The organism is Methanolobus sp. (assembly GCF_016278385.1).
Taxonomy (GTDB): domain Archaea; phylum Halobacteriota; class Methanosarcinia; order Methanosarcinales; family Methanosarcinaceae; genus Methanolobus.
Map to the genome: position 1 here is coordinate 43,421 of NZ_JADQBY010000021.1, position 15,270 is coordinate 58,690.

The 15,270-nt window shown below is 41.1% G+C and carries 12 protein-coding genes and 1 pseudogene; 6 read left to right on the forward strand and 7 right to left on the reverse strand.

The window, feature by feature from the left end:
* Nucleotides 1–1,675, forward strand: a 1,675-nt coding sequence (locus QZZ23_RS09560) for a polysaccharide deacetylase family protein (protein ID WP_292469372.1), incomplete at its 5' end; no start/stop codon positions are given.
* A 30-nt stretch (nt 1,676–1,705) separates the two neighbouring features.
* Here QZZ23_RS09560 and QZZ23_RS09565 read toward each other — a convergent pair.
* The 4 genes from QZZ23_RS09565 to QZZ23_RS09580 all read right to left on the reverse strand — a co-directional run bounded on the left by QZZ23_RS09565 (nt 1,706) and on the right by QZZ23_RS09580 (nt 4,337).
* Nucleotides 1,706–1,879: a transposase gene (locus QZZ23_RS09565; RefSeq protein ID WP_366931338.1), complete on the reverse strand. Its 174-nt coding sequence runs from the start codon at nt 1,877–1,879 to the stop codon at nt 1,706–1,708.
* A gap of 226 nt (nt 1,880–2,105) precedes the next feature.
* The gene (locus QZZ23_RS09570) at nt 2,106–2,639 is read right to left on the reverse strand and encodes a GNAT family N-acetyltransferase (protein WP_292469377.1); all 534 of its coding nucleotides are present in this window, start codon (nt 2,637–2,639) and stop codon (nt 2,106–2,108) included.
* Between the two features lie 69 nt (nt 2,640–2,708).
* On the reverse strand, nt 2,709–3,416 hold the full coding sequence (locus tag QZZ23_RS09575) for a type 1 glutamine amidotransferase (RefSeq protein WP_292469379.1): 708 nt from the start codon (nt 3,414–3,416) through the stop codon (nt 2,709–2,711).
* Nucleotides 3,417–3,806: 390 nt separating this feature from the next.
* On the reverse strand, nt 3,807–4,337 hold the full coding sequence (locus tag QZZ23_RS09580; RefSeq protein ID WP_292469380.1) for an O-acetyl-ADP-ribose deacetylase: 531 nt from the start codon (nt 4,335–4,337) through the stop codon (nt 3,807–3,809).
* A gap of 146 nt (nt 4,338–4,483) precedes the next feature.
* On the opposite strand from QZZ23_RS09580, the gene pepD reads away from it, so the two are divergent.
* The 5 genes from pepD to QZZ23_RS09605 all read left to right on the forward strand — a co-directional run bounded on the left by pepD (nt 4,484) and on the right by QZZ23_RS09605 (nt 12,834).
* Nucleotides 4,484–5,965, forward strand: coding sequence for a beta-Ala-His dipeptidase (pepD, locus tag QZZ23_RS09585; protein WP_292469382.1), 1,482 nt, complete (start codon nt 4,484–4,486; stop codon nt 5,963–5,965).
* A 30-nt stretch (nt 5,966–5,995) separates the two neighbouring features.
* Entirely contained in the window at nt 5,996–6,964 is a 969-nt protein-coding gene (locus QZZ23_RS09590; protein ID WP_292469385.1) for a DUF523 and DUF1722 domain-containing protein, read from the forward strand.
* Nucleotides 6,965–6,995: 31 nt separating this feature from the next.
* Complete coding sequence (locus tag QZZ23_RS09595) at nt 6,996–8,102, forward strand: (Fe-S)-binding protein (RefSeq protein WP_292469388.1); 1,107 nt, start codon at nt 6,996–6,998, stop codon at nt 8,100–8,102.
* A gap of 435 nt (nt 8,103–8,537) precedes the next feature.
* Nucleotides 8,538–12,644 (forward strand): PKD domain-containing protein, encoded by a 4,107-nt coding sequence (locus QZZ23_RS09600; protein ID WP_292469391.1) that lies wholly within the window; start codon nt 8,538–8,540, stop codon nt 12,642–12,644.
* Entirely contained in the window at nt 12,637–12,834 is a 198-nt protein-coding gene (locus tag QZZ23_RS09605) for a hypothetical protein (RefSeq protein ID WP_292469393.1), read from the forward strand. The genes QZZ23_RS09600 and QZZ23_RS09605 overlap by 8 nt, the downstream gene beginning before the upstream one ends.
* A 50-nt stretch (nt 12,835–12,884) precedes the next feature.
* Here the strand turns inward: QZZ23_RS09605 and QZZ23_RS09610 are convergent, their stop codons facing one another.
* The 3 genes and pseudogenes from QZZ23_RS09610 to QZZ23_RS09620 all read right to left on the reverse strand — a co-directional run bounded on the left by QZZ23_RS09610 (nt 12,885) and on the right by QZZ23_RS09620 (nt 14,726).
* Nucleotides 12,885–13,241, reverse strand: a complete 357-nt coding sequence (locus tag QZZ23_RS09610; RefSeq protein ID WP_292469395.1) for a hypothetical protein — start codon at nt 13,239–13,241, stop codon at nt 12,885–12,887.
* Nucleotides 13,242–13,435: 194 nt separating this feature from the next.
* Nucleotides 13,436–14,520: pseudogene (locus QZZ23_RS09615) on the reverse strand (sodium:solute symporter family protein).
* Entirely contained in the window at nt 14,490–14,726 is a 237-nt protein-coding gene (locus QZZ23_RS09620) for a hypothetical protein (RefSeq protein ID WP_292469398.1), read from the reverse strand. The pseudogene QZZ23_RS09615 and the gene QZZ23_RS09620 overlap by 31 nt, the downstream one beginning before the upstream one ends.
* Nucleotides 14,727–15,270 lie beyond the last annotated feature (544 nt).

Genomic DNA, 15,270 nt, shown 5'->3' on the forward strand with positions numbered 1-15,270 from the left:
GGACAATAAAGGAGTCTGGTCTGATGAAGTAACCACAACTCTGACAGTTGAAGCTTCGGTGGAAGTGCCAAGCGGAGTTTCTGTGATTTTAACATTTGATGATGGATTCAAATCTGATTATGATATTGTCTATCCAGAGCTGCAAGCGCGTAATATGCGGTCAACTCATTACATTATTGCTTCCATGGTAGGTGCAGACTCAACACGCATGACATGGAATGATATGGAAGAAATGTATGCACATGGTTTTGATATGGAGTGCCATTCAAACACTCATCCAGAGCTCATAGATCCATCCACAAATGTCAGTGATGAAATGTTGAAAGTTAACGAAGCATTTGAAGCTAATGGTCTGCCAGCACCCAAACATACTGCATATCCATTCGGCGAGTACAACGACGATGTAATATCCATAGTTTCACAATACCGTAATTCTGGCCGTGTTGTATCATGGGGGGATAACGCTTCTTATCCAATAGAATCACTTAAAAAGCCATATGAACTGCCCTGTTACCCGACAGATTTCAATAATACCATCACTGAAATCGATAAGGCTATAGCCGGGAATTACACTTTAATCCTCGGTTTCCATCAAATTAGCGAAAGTCGCAGTGGTACCTATGAAATGTCAATATCTGAGTTCGTTTCAATACTCGATTACATTCAATCGAAAAGCATACCCACTCAGACAATATCAGAATACTACAAAGAGAAATTTGAAAATCCAAATGTGGCACCGGTAGCAAGCATTGATATGATTACTCCAAACCCTGCAAATCAGGGTGATTTAGTGTACTTTAAAGGAAACGGAACTGATGACGGTGGAGCAATAAAAGCTTATCTCTGGACACTAGATGGTAACGAATTGAGTACCGAAGCAAGTTTCATTACTTCAACTTCAGATATTATTGCTGGAACACATAACATTGCATTTAGTGTTCAGGACAATGACGGAGCTTGGTCTAACGAAGCAACTGAAACCCTGACTATTCATGAACCTGAAACTCCTGTGGAAGTACCAAGTGGAACTACGGTGGTTTTAACATTTAACGGCGGAAGACAATCAGACTATGACATTGCCTATACGCAGCTGAAAGAGCGTAATATAACGTCAACTCATTACATTATTGCTTCCATGGTCGGCGAAGACGAAACACGCATGACATGGGATGAAATAAAAGCAATGTATGATGATGGTTTTGATATGGAGTGTAATGCAAACACCTTTTCGTCCTTTATAGACCCATCCACAAATGTCAGTGATCAAATGCTGAAAGTTAACGAAGCATTTGAAGCTCACGGTATGCCAGCACCCAGACACACTGCATATCCATACGGTGAGTACAATGCCGATGTAATGAACATTACAGCAATTTACCGTGATTCCGGCCGTAGTATAACATGGCAAAACAGTGGTTACTATCCAGTAGACTCACTTAAAATGCCCTATGAGTTGCCTTGTTACCCAACCGAATATCATGGAAGCATCGATAAAATTGACGATGCTATAGCTGGGAATTACACTTTAATCCTAGGTTTCAATCACGTAACTGAAAATCCCGGTGACTTTGATATATCGGTAGCTGAGTTCGTTTCAATACTCAATTACATTGAATCGAATAAAATACCCACTCAGACAATATCAGAATACTACGAAGAGAATTTGAATACATGACAGAGGGCAATGAAGCCCTCTATTTATTTTTTATTTCTTCAAACTTGTAGTTAATATCAATTTTCCTGCTATACGAAAGATCATAAAATTCCTGCATGTCTTAAATCCATAAAATCTTTTAAATACAGTTTTAATATTATTGTTCAATCTCTCTGTAATGGAGTTGAAGAGAACATTCCGCATTGCTTCAAGAATTCTCAACAAATAGTTTTAATGGTTTTTGACACTCAAATCTATAAACTATAAACATTTAGATGCAGGCGCCGAAATCCAGGTTTTCTGTATCAAGATTTTCGTTTCCATTATAAGAGGAACATTCTTTGCAGATTTTCTTTCCTCTTATAGGGATAAGTTCATCAGTAGATTTTTGCAGAGATCGCATTTAAGCATAATTTCCCCTAAACAAAAAAGATGTGACGGCATTTAAATTTTAGTTTCCGCAAAGGTACGTTTCCTGCGTCAGCACGAAATATTCATTATCTTTTTCGTTTTTTCTGAAAACTCCCTGATATTCCATTCCCACTCTTTTAGCCAGGTCTATAGAAGCAGTATTTTCCGGAGAACAAAAAACAGATATCCTTTCTATATCTAGGACAAGTATCATGTACTCGATTATCTTCTCCACAGCTTCTGTGGCATATCCATTACCTCTATAATCAGGTTCAAGGGCATAATATATTTGCATGTCCCGGGTGAATTCCAGTTCGGCAAAACCGCATGAGCCTATTATTTTTCCGTCATCCTTCCTGCTAATGGCCATTGCAAAAAGTGGTTCATCCGTACTATATGATTCGATAAGCACATCAAGGAATATTTTAGTATCCTCCAGACTACGGTGGAGTGGCATGTCAGTAGTGCTGGTTATTTCCTCGTTGTTAAAGAAAATATACAGTCCATGAAGATCCTTTTTATTGTATCTTCTGATTTTCAGGCGTTCTGTTTCAAGTGACTGTGGGATCTTCATAGAATGGTATTTCCCCGACAGGTACAAAAAAGTTTTGAGTTAATTCTAAGCAACAGTAAAAATATCATATCAGATAATCTCTGCTATTTTCAGGAAATTACTGAAAAGTTTTCTTCCGATGTTATGATATTCCTCTGCCAGCAATTCAAAATCATTTTCCAGCTTTTTCCTGTCCAGCTCCATGAGTTCGGGATCGTTATCTATCCATATCGTAAACATTTCCGGTGTAAGTTCAAAGTGTCCCTGTATCCCATATGCTTTCTCACTAACTTTTACGATTTGATGCCTACAGTATTTTCCTATAGCCAGCAGTTGCATATATTTAGTTAGTTTTACAGTTTCGCCATGTAAATGGAATATTTTCAAAGTACTTTCAAGGCCATTAAACAGCGGGTCTTCAATGTATTCCTGTAAAATGTTTACGGAATAATATCTTTCATCTTCTCCTCTGAATCCTATTTCTTTAACATCATTTGCATGCACAGACCCACCACATGCTTTTATAAGTGCCTGCATGCCAAGGCAGATGCCAAGATAAGGTATGCCTGCATCAATTGCCTGCTTTATCATTTTGAGTTCAGTTGTCATTTTCTCGGTTGCATCATTGGCACTGTCATGCCCGCCAAAAACTATAATGGCAGAATATTTTCCAGGGTCAGGAAATCTCTCTCTGGCATCAAGATCCACAATCTCATGCTCAATGTTGTTTTCATTTAGAATATCCTGTAGTATTCCGGGTCCTTCCATGGATATATTCTTAACAATAAGCAGGCTCATGAATCAATATATCATGTTTGTAGGATAAATGATTTATGAACAAAGTTGCTGAAATAACCTGAATGAGCTTACATAACAACATGCAAATAAAAAAGTTTCAGCCTGATATCAAGATTCCCGATTACGTTTTTTAAAGGTTTTTTCCTTTTCTGTCGTTTTTAGCTATCAGGGAATCCTGATTTGTTAGGCTTTTTTTAGATAATTACGGTACCATCAACCATTTCCCGTAATACCAACCAACCAAACGGACATATTGAATCCGAATTTTTGTGTCAGCTTTTTACTGACAACAGTACCTATTTGTTTCAAATATTTAAATATTTCTATATCAATGTATGTGCTAATTCTCATAATGATGAGGTATTTGATCTAGGTAGGTTTATTATAAATTTATCGAAGTAGATTACGTTTTCGAACTTCATCTGAATAAAATGCATATGCATTTTTATTGAAACAGATAAGGCGGATGTCTTCTAGTTCACTTCCTGCCATTAGGTATTCAACGATCGTATTTACAGCGAGTACTGCTGCTCTTTCAACTGGAAACCCGTAAGCTCCAATGCTTATTCCTGGAAAAGCAATGCTTTTGATATCATATTCTTCAGCCAGAATAAGTGAACTCTTATAAGCAGCAGTCAGGAGTTGCTCCTCACCATGGTTTCCGCCTTTCCATATTGGTCCTACTGTATGGATCACCCACTTTGCAGGAAGCATGTATCCTTTTGTAATCCTGGCTTCTCCTGTGGGACATCCTCCAAGAGTGCGACATTCCTCAAGAAGCTGAGGACCTGCAGCAAAATGAATGGCTCCGTCAACGCCTCCTCCGCCAAGCAGTGAGTTGTTGGCCGCATTAACTATAGCATCTACTTCCTGTTCAACTATGTCTCCTATTGTCACGCTGAGTATATCAGAAATATTCATATGATCATCTTTTCAGTCCAATTGTCTTAAATGTTGATTATCAGGTTCATTCTTATCTCTGTTGTATGGGCGAATTTATAGAGAAGTGATAACAATACATTATACTGAATTATATTGATAACATACAGAATTTTGGCAGGCAGAAAATGGATGAGACTACAGAGAGAATCCTTACCCTTTTCAGGGAGATAAGTAGCGTACCCAGATGTTCCGGCAACGAGGAAAAAATAGCCTTGTGGCTGAAAGAATGGGCGTTGTCCCATGGGTTCAGCGTAAAATTCGATAGTGTGAATAATATTGTAATTGGAATACCAGGTTCCAGAGGATACAAGAAGTTACCTGCAATTGTTATTCAGGGACACATGGATATGGTGGGTGAGAAGGATCGGGAGTGCAAACATGACTTCAGCACAGATCCTATAGTACCTGTTATTGAAGATGACTGGCTCAGGGCACAGGGTACAACCCTTGGTGCAGATAACGGTATAGCACTTGCTATTGCACTTGCACTTGCAGAGGACAGGGAAATTGCTCACCCACCGCTCGAGCTTCTCTTTACCGTTGATGAAGAATCAGGTCTCACGGGAGCCAACGCTCTGACACCGGATTTTATTTCAGGAAGAATACTTTTGAATGTAGATTCTGAAGATGAAGGTATTTTTATTGTAGGTTGTGCAGGAGGGTTGAATACAACAATATCCATGCCATTGGAATATTCACTATCTCAAGAGGATGCAGTGGTTTATAATCTGGTAGTCGATGGTCTGTCTGGCGGACATTCAGGAGTGGATATTCATGAGAAAAGAGCAAATGCAATAAAACTGCTTGCAACGGCCCTACGGTTGATAGCAGATACAGTGGATATAAGGCTTCTGGATATTGCAGGCGGTTCAGCACATAATGCAATTCCAAGGTATGTTGAGGCAATAATTGCGTTTTCAGAGGGATCAAAAGAAGAAATTCTCTCTATAATAGGTGATTACGAGAATAAGGAAAGGTCTGTGTATGCAGACCTTGATTCTTCTCTGTCTATTACACTGGGAAACACTGAAGAAAAACCATCAATGAAAGCTCTGGATGCTGTTTCTTTTGCTAAGGTTTACGGATTACTGGCAGATTTGCCACATGGTATTGCTTCAATGTCTCCTGCAACACCGGTTCTTGTTGAAACTTCTACTAATATTGCAACAGTTGCCATAGAAGACGGAAAATTTATAGTTGTATCAAGTCAGAGAAGTTCTTATGATTCAGGTCTTGCAGAAATCACTAAAACAGTAGGTTCAATTTCTGCAGAATATGAGGCAGTGTGTTCCAATGGTTCAGGTTATCCTCCATGGGAGCCAGACATGACTTCTCCTTTGCTACAGCAATGCAGGGATATATATCTGGATGTGTTCGCAGAACATGCAAAAATAGAAGTGATACATGCAGGTCTGGAATGTGCAGTCATCGGCTCGAAATATGATGGTATGGACATGATATCATTTGGTCCGACAATAAAGAACCCACATTCTCCTGATGAGAGGTTGTACATACCATCTGTCAGGAAGGTCTGGGACTTCATGGTGGCTTTACTTGCTTCCTTTGATAATAAGAGGAAGTTTGGTGGAACTGGCAAAAAGGCATGATTATAATCTATCAGGTACAATATTACTTCCATGAGACAGTTCCCAAGACCGATAGTTCTGGTGAGTAGATGTCTTGAGTTTGACAGCGTACGGTATAATGGTCAGTTGGTACGTTCTCAAATAGTCCGTGATATGATACCGTATGTAGATTTTATAAAAGTGTGTCCAGAAGTTGATATCGGGATGGGGGTTCCCAGGAATCCTTTAAGGATCATTAAAAAGGATGGAAAATATCGACTTATCCAGCAAAAGACCGGTGAAGATTTTACAGAAAAGATGAATACATTTTCTGTGAAGTTTCTTGGTGATCTTGGAGATATTGATGGTTTTATATTCAAGGGTCTTTCTCCAAGTGTGGGTCTTGATGATGTCAAAGTCTACTCTAAAATGAGTATGTCTCCGGTTATTGAAAGAACGGCAGGCCTTTTTGCAAAATATGTAATTGCAAAATATCCCGGTAATCCAATGGAAGAAAATGAGAGGCTACGTAATCTTCACATAAGGCATCATTTCCTGACACAACTGTATACTTTTACAACTTTCAGGCAGGTGAAAGCTGAGAAATCCCTCAGAGCTCTGACCAGATTCCACAAAAATAATCGTTTCCTTTTAATGTCCTATGACGATGAGCTTCTCAAAGAAATGTCTGAATTGGTCGGTTCTGGCAGTGAAATTAATGAGTTATTTATAAACTATGAAGGTCTGCTAAAAAGGGTTGTGAGGAAACCCGGCTCATTGGACCTGAAATTAGCTGTCGTGCGGAATATGTTCTCCATGTTTGAAGATGTAGGTCAGGATGAAAACTCATTTTTTGAATATACACTCAAGCGCTATATCGATAACAGAATAAGCTGGGATGCCGCAATTGAAATGCTAAGACTGTTTGCATTTTGCTCATTTGGGGAAAATGCTTACGAAGACACGTTTCTATATCCGTATCCTGAAGAGCTTAAAGCCCTGGTGGATGTGGACAGAGAAAAGGATTATTGGGATAAATGAATCGTTTTAATTGTTTTTAAAGGGTGATATAATGTATAGGTTTGAAGCAGAGATCAGTTATTGTATTGATTGCAAAAAATGCTGGGATGTTTGCCCGGTGAACATGGTCACTGGAGGGAATCGTTTCACTCCGCAAGGAAAGATTGAGTCCCTTGCAAAGATAGTTACAGGTGAGGAGCTTACACAGGATGAAATGGACAACATTTACCTTTCAACAAGATGTGGAGCATGCGATGACGTATGTCCGGTGAATATTCCAATAACAGATATAATACAGTATGAGAGAGAACTGCTGGCAAAGCAGGGCAGGGAACCTGCAAAGACCACTGCTATCTCACAGAACATAATTGAGCACAACAGTCCCGGAGCAAAGGCCCCTTCAAAGAGGTTTGACTGGGTAACCGATGACCTTGACATTGCGGAAAGTTCTGAGATAGCTTACATGGCAGGCTGCTGGGTCTCATACAGCCAGCCGGATATCGCACGATCAACGATAAGACTGCTCAATCATGCTGGTATCAGACCAATGATACTTAAAGAAGAGAAATGCTGTGGACTGTTCCTTGTCGATAACGGTCATATGGAGCAGGCGGCAGAGCATGCAAAGAAGTTTGTTGATTATATAGAGTCTCTTGGAGTTAAGAAAGTTATAGCTTCATGTCCGGGTTGTTATCTGATTCTTGGAAAGGAGTATCCAAAACTCTACCGTGAACTGAACTTTGAGGTTGAGCATTCCCTTAATATTTTCAAGGAAATGATCGCAGATGGTATGCTAAAACCAAAGAAACTTGACATAGCCGTTGCCGTAAGGGATGCATGTCCAATGAGAGAATCAAAGGATGTTCCACGCAGTATCCTTGAAAGTATGGGTGTGAAGATAAACGAGCTTTTTGACGGTAAACAGATATGTTGTGGAGGTCCGGCAGGCCTTAAACCCAATTTCCCGGAAATTGCAGACGATATTGCAATGCTGACGGTGAAGGGTTACAAGGATAAAGCTGACATGATGGTTTCGTATTGTCCTTTCTGTGTGCATCACATGGAAGGCGCTTGCAAGTCTAAGAATGAGGAAATGAAGATCAAGGATGTTTCAGTGTTGCTTGAGGAAAGTGTACTTGGTGGGAAGATCAGTAATTAGATTATTAAGAACAGCGTGCTCTTGTATACTATACGACTTCATTATCCTTTTTCCATTTTTATTTGTTATCATCTTTTATGAAGATGATACGGTCTTTGTTTTTCGTCATCAATTTTGCAACTTATTCATGACACACCTTGGTTGATTTTTTTTGTAATTCATAGAGGATTGGTTATGTCATAGAATCATGAATTTACTGTGTTCAAATAGAACATTTATATAGGTTCAATTAAATATATACGAAAATACAAATAAAAAAAACACTATAAAATGAATTCTATATTGGGAGTTGGATTCTTTTGAATGCTATAGAAACAATTGAACAGATAAGCCACATACACGCTTTTATCAGGACATCCTGTGTTTTTTCATACGCAGATGCATTACATTTGAACAAAATATCAGTCTATGAAGACATTTGCAAGGGGGTATAATATGAAATATATCATCCTTGCAATTATGTTAGTGTTGATGATGGTATTGTTAAGTCCCGTTTCTGCCGCTGCTTCTGATGAAAATTTCGACGGTGCACCTGCGGGGGATACAGGTACACAATCTTATACATTAAATGGCGTTACTTATACTACTAATGATGCTGGTGCACTGAATATTTATATTGTAAATGACGGGAACATAGCATTAGGTGGGGATCTTGCTTTAGGATATCGTTCCTCTGGAGTAAATCAAGCTACATTGGCAACTTTTAAAACTTCAGATGGGTCGGAATTTAAACTTAACAGTTTTGTGATATCTACAGGTTTAGGAGATACAACCGTTACAATAAAAGGATATAGGGACAATGCAGAGATAGCTTCATCTTCTGTTAATACAGCGTCTTTTACAACCTTTAATGTGGCAGGCAATTCTGACTGGGAATATATAGACGAAGTTAGGATGACAGGAGCAGACCTGGATGTTGACATTGATGATATTGATTTTTCTCCTGCAGTATTGCCTACTTACTACAATGTAACTTATAACGGTAACACCAATACAGCAGGTACAGTGCCGGTAGATGGTAACGTTTATTCTAACGGTGCTTCTGTGACGGTTTTAGGCAATACAGGGAGCTTAGTGAAAACCGGATATGCTTTTACAGCTTGGAATACAGCGGCTGGTGGCAGTGGCACCAGCTATAATGATGGTGCTACTTTTAGTATGGGTAGCAGTAATGTGATACTTTATGCGCAGTGGATTCCGATTCCGGTAGCCAATTTCAGCGCAAACGTAACTTCCGGTGCAGTCCCGCTTTCTGTAGGTTTCACGGATTCTTCGACCAATTCCCCAAGCACATGGTTCTGGGACTTTGGTGATGGGGCAAATTCAACAATTCAAAATCCAACTCATGAATATTCAAGTGCCGGAACCTACAATGTCAGTCTGAATGCAACAAATGCAGGTGGCAGCAACATCAGCACCCAGTTATCTTATATTACTACTGCTATTGCCCCGGTTGCTAATTTCACTGCAAACGTAACTTCCGGTGCATCCCCACTTTCCGTAGGTTTCACCGATTCCTCAACAAATTCCCCTACCGACTGGTTCTGGGATTTTGGAGATGGAACTAATTCATCAACACAGAATCCGACACATACATATTCAAGTGCCGGAACCTACACCGTCAGTCTGAATGCAACGAACGTCGGTGGCAGCAATGTGAGCACGCAGTTGTCTTACATCACTGCATCTATAGTCACTCCGGTGGCCAGCTTCAGTGCCAATGTGACTTCAGGTACTTCTCCGCTTTCAGTCGTTTTCACAGATTCTTCCACAAATTCCCCTACCGACTGGTTCTGGGATTTCGGTGACGGATCAAATTCAATTTTACAGAATCCGACTCATGAATACACAAGTGTAGGCACTTACAATGTCAGTCTGAATGCAAGCAACAGCGTCGGAAGCAATGTTAGCACTCAATTGTCCTACATTACAGTTGCTGATGTACCGGTTGCCAACTTCACATCCAATGTAAGTTCCGGTTCATTTTCACTTCCTGTAGCCTTTACCGACCTGTCCACGAACAATCCTGTCGGCTGGGCATGGTACTTCGGTGATGAGGACCTTTCCGGTGCCTGGACTGAGCTAAACTCAAGTTCAGGGTGGAGTGAAAGATCTTCGCATAGCAGTGTTGTTCTTCCAGACGGCAGCATTGTAGTGATGGGTGGTACAAGCGACGGTAGCAATGCTCTGAACGATACCTGGAGATCAACAGATAATGGTAGTACCTGGACTCTCATGAATGCCAGTTCTGGCTGGGAAGCAAGAAAAGCTCACAGCACTGTTGTGCTTTCCGACGGCAGCATTGTGTTGACGGGAGGATATGACGGTAGCAATCGTTTTAGAGACACCTGGAAGTCAACGGATAAGGGTGCTACCTGGACCGAGCTAAACTCTGATTCAGGATTGGGTGGAAGATATTGGCATAGTAGCGTTGTACTTCCCGATGACAGCATTGTAATAATGGGGGGTATGGGCCTTATCAAGGTAAACGACACCTGGAGGTCTACAGACGGCGGTACCACTTGGACTGAGATAAACTCAAGCTCTGGCTGGTCAGCAAGAAATACCCACCAAAGTGCCGTTCTTTATGATGGCAGCATTGTGCTGACAGGGGGCTCCCTTGGCAGCGGTAATCATCTGAACGACACCTGGAGGTCAACAGATAATGGTAGTACCTGGACCGAGCTAAACTCAAGTTCCGGCTGGTCCCAGAGGAGAAGCCACAGTATGCTTGTTCTTCCAGACAGCAGTATTGTGCTTATGGGTGGTACAGACGATACCACTAATCTGAACGATATCTGGAGATCAACAGATAATGGGTCAACATGGACTCTTATAAATGCAAGTGCAGACTGGCCTGAAAGATCCTATCACAGCAATGTCGTGTTACCAGATGGTAGTATGGTACTCATGGGTGGCTACTATGATGCAAGTACTCGCTACAATGACACCTGGCGCTTATCTACAGCCGGTTCCACCGAACAAAATGCAATACACACATACACTGATGCAGGTACCTATCAGGTAACATTGCAGGCATATAATCCTGGTGGATATGACAATGTGATAAGAGCTGCCTATGTCACCACTGCCGTTGCTCCAGTTGCAAACTTCAGTTCCAATGTAACATCAGGTAATGTTCCGTTTTTCGTGAACTTTACCGATAGCTCAACAAATTCCCCTACCTCTTGGTTCTGGGACTTCGGAGACGGAACGAATTCAACTTCGCAGAATCCGATACATGAATACTCAAGTGCAGGCACCTATAACGTCAGTCTGAATGCAAGCAACGTTGGCGGAAGCAATGTGAGCACACAGTTGTCTTACATTACTGTTTCTGGTATGCCGGTTGCCAACTTCACATCCAACGTGACCTCCGGTGCAATTCCGCTCTCTGTGAACTTTACCGATAGCTCAACAAATTCCCCAACCTCATGGTTCTGGGACTTTGGTGACGGAACGAATTCAACAGATCAGAGTCCTACATATACATACTCAAGTGCAGGCACCTACAACGTCAGCCTGAATGCAAGTAATGCTGGTGGAAGCAATGTGAGCACACAATTGTCTTACATTACAGTTACAGATGTGCCGGTTGCAAACTTCACTGCAAGCACTGAATCAGGATATTCTCCGCTTAGTGTGGTGTTCACCGATAATTCCAGCAATAGCCCAACATCGTGGTTCTGGGACTTTGGTGACGGAGAGAATTCCACTTCCCAGAGCCCTACTCATAGTTTCAGTGCCATAGGAACCTACAACGTAAACCTTAATGCAAGCAACCTTGCAGGAAGCAATGTCAGCAGTAATATGACCATCACTGTGACAACAGCACCAAGTTCAGGCAGTTCCGGTTCATCTGGCTCTTCAAGCAGTGGAGGCGGTGGCGGAGGTAGCACCGGTGAAGCATATGAGAACATTGTTACAAAAGCAGTGGAAACAGCTTTTGTTAACAAGAATTCACATGTCATTTATGAATTCGATGTGCAGGACAGTCCTGTAGTTTCAGTTCAGTTTGACTCCCTGAAGAACTCAGGCAGGGTACAGGCTACTGTTGAGGTTCTCAAAGGCAGATCATCCTTTGCAACAAAGGATTGTCCAGGTGAGATATACAAGCAGGTGAACATCTGGGTTGGGAAATCCGGATTTGCAAGTTCTGATAACGTTGAGAACACCCAGATACATTTCAAGGTAGAAAAATCGTGGGTTACTGAGAACAACATCGATCCTGCAACCATCCGGATGATGCACTATTATGATGAGGACTGGCATGCTCTGCCCACTAGCAAGACAGGTGAGGATGAGGAGTATCTTTCCTTTGTCGTCGAAACAAGCGGATTCTCTCCCTTCAGTATCGTCGGAGATACGATTGCAGTTGTGGAAGAGGAGATAGCAGAAACTCCTGAACAGGTTCCTGTAGTTGAAGAAAAACCGGAGCCAGAGCCTGCTGAAAAGGGATACGGTACAATGGTCTTAATAGCCATTCTGATTCTGGTAGTAGTGTCTGTTGCAGTATATTTCTATAAAAAGAAGGATGAGTGATGACAGGGCATTTGTCCTGTCATCTTTTTGTTTTAGTGTTTATGTCTCTGCGTCAGCATCTATGCTTGAAGAAACAGCAGAGCTAATCGAGGAAGAAGGATCAACTGGCATTCCGAGCTTCACTGCTCTTGCAGGAATTGTTTTTGCTTCACTTGCTTTCATTGTGAGCAGAAAAGAAAAATCTGAATAAGAAAGGGCAATCTCGCCCTTTTAATTCTTTTTTTAAGAACATATCAAGTGTCAGATATGATCTCCAACACAGAACCGATAAACAACTCTGATCTCATCCAGTTCTTTTGTATCGAATTGAAGCTCATTATCATTTGCCGAATATTTCAGATTGTCAAAATCTTTGAAGACGACTTCACAGTTTATATTTTCAGGAAGTTGTGCCTTGAAGCCGTCGCATTTATCTGTAATCTCAGTGACAAGTCTTTTCGTATCCTCTGAATCGAAAACCGAGCCTTTGCCAGGAGAATACACAACTTCCGTGGTCAGTTTTTCCCTGTCTATGAGATTCATCCAGAAACCGTTGATATGTGTGCCATCAAGCATGTAGTCCTGTATCTCGAAACTTTTGTTTATTACATTCTTCAAATCGGAACACCTTATAATTTTAAAGATTTAAAGACTTAAAACTGTTTTTGTAATCTTATAAGTGATTCCATCAATAGCTAAAAAAAGAGATGGTGGAGTAGTACTCCACACAGTTTATTTTTAATTATCATCCATGGTTGGTACTGTTTTTGGACTTGACAGGCTTCCTTCCAGATACGCCACGGTACCACAGATCAAACCGATGAATACAGGTGGATGAGGGGATTTCCAAAGAGTTGCCATAGCACCACGGAGCCGAAACTTGCCACAAGGCTGGCGACAAATCCGGTTGCAGTTCCACGGTCCCAGTAAAGTCCAAAAATAAGCGGTATGAATACACAGCATGCGATCACACCCATACTTACGGAAACCAGAGGTACTATCAGTTGTGGCACATCTATAGCAAAGAATGCCGATACTATAATGATGATCACTCCTACTATCCTTGTCATAACAAGCACTTTATCATCGGAAGTGGCTGGACGTAGGTACTTCAGGATGTCTGAAGTAAGAGCGGTGGTTGTGACCAGTACAATGGCACTCATTGTTGACATGGCAGCAATGATGTTGCTAAAAATGGTATAAGTCCATCCGGATTTGCCATGAACGGGGCTAGCTGCTCTGAGCTGAAAACTCCATGAGCCAAAACTCCCAGAGAGAATATACATAGAGCGTAAATGGTGATGGATATTGGTCCATAGAGACCTGCAAAGCGCACTACTCTCCTGTCTTTGGCAGAGAACAACATTATGAGCAGGTCAGGCAGTGCAAGAAGTCCAAAACTTATGGAGAATGCTATTCCGAAGCTTTTTTGCCATGGAACTGTTGCTCCTTCCATGCTCAATATGTCAGCGGGAATCCTATACCAGATGGCCATTCCACCACCACTTGAAATAAGTCCTGTGTAGAGCATCACTGCACCAACAAGCATGATGAGTCCCTGCAGGAAACTTATCCAGATGATCGCAGGTAGTCCTCCTATTACATAGTAGAGAGCTACGATGGCAACGGCTATGAGGAGGCCCTGAACGTATGTCACTCCCAGCAGGTCCTGGAAAAGGTTAGCACAGCCTTTGAAGATGGCAACTAGATATACTGTATACATCAGCAGCATAATTACTGCAAGCAGGATCTTACCTTCCTGTGAGTCGTATCTGCGTTCCAGTAGTTGTGGGACGGTCTTGGCATCGTATTTCTGTGAGAACAGCCATATCTTAGGTGCAATGATAAATGCAATACAGGCAAATGCTACGTGAAAGAAAACTCCCCAGATGACCATGGAAGGCCGGCAATAAGTCCATAGCCTCCGCCCCCAAGAAAAGACGCAGCGCTGAAATATGCAGCCATATATGCAATTCCTATTACTGCAGGATGCATCACATTGCGGCCTGATACAGCAAATCCTGAAAAGGTTCCCTGCTTGAGTTTTAGGGAAAGTAAAAGGATACCTATCACGTATAATACCAGAAGGATCTGATTAAGCATTTTCGCGCCTCAATATGAAATAGAATGTGGTGGCTAGCATGATCACGATCGAGATAATCAGATAGATATAAGGTAAGGGCATTATGATCTTCTCCCTTTTTCCATGGTTTCGTTTTTATCAATGATTGTTTTTAGACTGCTATAGGTCAATATCAATTGTGACTTTCTTCTCAAAAGGATATATTTATACTATAATGCTCGATAATATACAATACTATTTGAAAAGCTTTTTGTTTGATTTCATTTTCAAGGTCTTGTATCATTTATTGGTCAAAAGAGCTTTTTAAACCAGTATTTGATTACTTTTTGGCTCTGTAGAAATCCTTATTTGAACAATAAATATAACCTTGACATACTTGCCAAGGTTATACGCTAATAGCTTGAATCTAATTTATTTTTATTGATTCCAGTATTTTTCCACAGAATCATCTATAGTAGACGACTTCATCCCCTCTCCCCCGTACCCCCTCACCCCTTTTTTTTTACATGAGTCCCTATAGTAGACGACTTCTTCCCTTTCTTCCACTTCATGTAATGCAAATTA

Coding starts and splice junctions, on each gene's coding strand:
- QZZ23_RS09570 (WP_292469377.1), bottom strand. CDS start 2,639: ATGAAGATCCCACAGTCACTTGAAACAGAACGCCTGAAAATCAGAAGA.
- QZZ23_RS09575 (WP_292469379.1), bottom strand. CDS start 3,416: ATGAGCCTGCTTATTGTTAAGAATATATCCATGGAAGGACCCGGAATA.
- QZZ23_RS09580 (WP_292469380.1), bottom strand. CDS start 4,337: ATGAATATTTCTGATATACTCAGCGTGACAATAGGAGACATAGTTGAA.
- pepD (WP_292469382.1), top strand. CDS start 4,484: ATGGATGAGACTACAGAGAGAATCCTTACCCTTTTCAGGGAGATAAGT.
- QZZ23_RS09590 (WP_292469385.1), top strand. CDS start 5,996: ATGAGACAGTTCCCAAGACCGATAGTTCTGGTGAGTAGATGTCTTGAG.
- QZZ23_RS09595 (WP_292469388.1), top strand. CDS start 6,996: ATGTATAGGTTTGAAGCAGAGATCAGTTATTGTATTGATTGCAAAAAA.
- QZZ23_RS09600 (WP_292469391.1), top strand. CDS start 8,538: ATGAAATATATCATCCTTGCAATTATGTTAGTGTTGATGATGGTATTG.
- QZZ23_RS09605 (WP_292469393.1), top strand. CDS start 12,637: ATGAGTGATGACAGGGCATTTGTCCTGTCATCTTTTTGTTTTAGTGTT.
- QZZ23_RS09620 (WP_292469398.1), bottom strand. CDS start 14,726: ATGCTTAATCAGATCCTTCTGGTATTATACGTGATAGGTATCCTTTTA.